General features: G+C 46.1%; 1 protein-coding gene. It reads right to left on the bottom strand.

The genetic code is table 11. The features are described from left to right. A partial coding sequence (locus R7F07_RS25055; RefSeq protein ID WP_411976921.1) for a tetratricopeptide repeat protein occupies positions 1 to 1,216 on the bottom strand: 1,216 nt, incomplete at both ends.

The raw sequence follows: 1,216 nt of genomic DNA, 5'->3' as shown, positions 1-1,216 counted from the left end.
TTTCTGGAACTTACGATGTTCCATCTCCACCTGCTCTAGACGCTCTGATTGACCGACATAGTGAATAGTCTGTTCCGCAAACTCTTTTTGCTGGCGGAACGCATCTTCACTAATTTGGTTGAGTTGTTTTTGCTCCAAACGCACTAAGCTGGTGTATTTTTTGTACGCTTGCAGTGACAGTTGATATTCGCCCGCCTGTTCGTAACCCAAGCCCAACAAACGGTAAGATTGCTGTTTGATGAAGTTTTTGTTTTCCGGCGCTTTTTCGACAAGCTCTAAGGCTTTCTTCGCGTTTTCAATTACTTTTTTGCTGTCGTTCTGATGATAAGCGAGACCAGACTGAAGTAGGGCGGCTTTCGCTTCAAGTTGAGGGATATCCGCGTATTCCAGTAACTCTGTCGCACGTTCCAGATATTGCTCTGCAAGTGCGTAGTTGTAGAGTTGCAGGTAAGTCGCAGCCAAGCTCAACCGAATCTTAATGGTGCGATTGATATTACGACTGGTGCTTTCGTGATCCAGTACGTTGAAGTAGTGCACCAAAGCAAGATTGAACTTGCCTTGATAAAAATAGATGTCGCCCATTTGTTCAAGTACATCGGCCAAAATAGGGGAGCTTGGGTAAGAGTCGTAGAAATCTGCAGCCTGAGACAGATATTCAATGGCTTTGTCGTACACACGACGCTCTTGGAAAAGTCTCTCCAGCAAGCGGTTTACTTTGGCAAGGCGAGTACCGCTGTCACTTTCGATGGACTGCCAATAACCGTAAAGCAGTTCTGAAAGCGCAAGGTTGTATTTTTTACTGTTAAGGTAAAACTCACCAACAGAAGTGTAGTAATCAATTAAGGCCAAATCGGAACGACTGTCTTCAAGCATGCTTTTCGCTTGAGCATACAAACGCTCTGCGCCAACGTTATCGCCACGATGAGCCGCTAGCAGGGCTCGTTGCATCACCAGACGATAACGGACGCTGTCTGTACGTTGAAGTACAGAGTCGGCTTCGTCTAACTGTTTTTCAATTTGATTGAGGGTGTCTTCGGCTGCTGAATAGTTGTGGTCGTACATCCAAATCATTTGGTTGCGCATGAGTTGCACATCCAAAGTCATGTAAGGCAGTTGGTATTCTTTCGCGAGCTTTTCTGCTTCATTGAGGTTATCGATCGCTGAGCGGACATTGCCCATCGTATAGGCGGCTTGCGCAATGATCTTGTGTGCTTCG

Source organism: Vibrio sp. YT-16, from assembly GCF_033337405.1.
Taxonomy (GTDB): domain Bacteria; phylum Pseudomonadota; class Gammaproteobacteria; order Enterobacterales; family Vibrionaceae; genus Vibrio; species Vibrio alginolyticus.
Note: the sequence above shows the minus strand (reverse complement) of the source record. Positions and strands in the feature narration are given on the sequence as shown.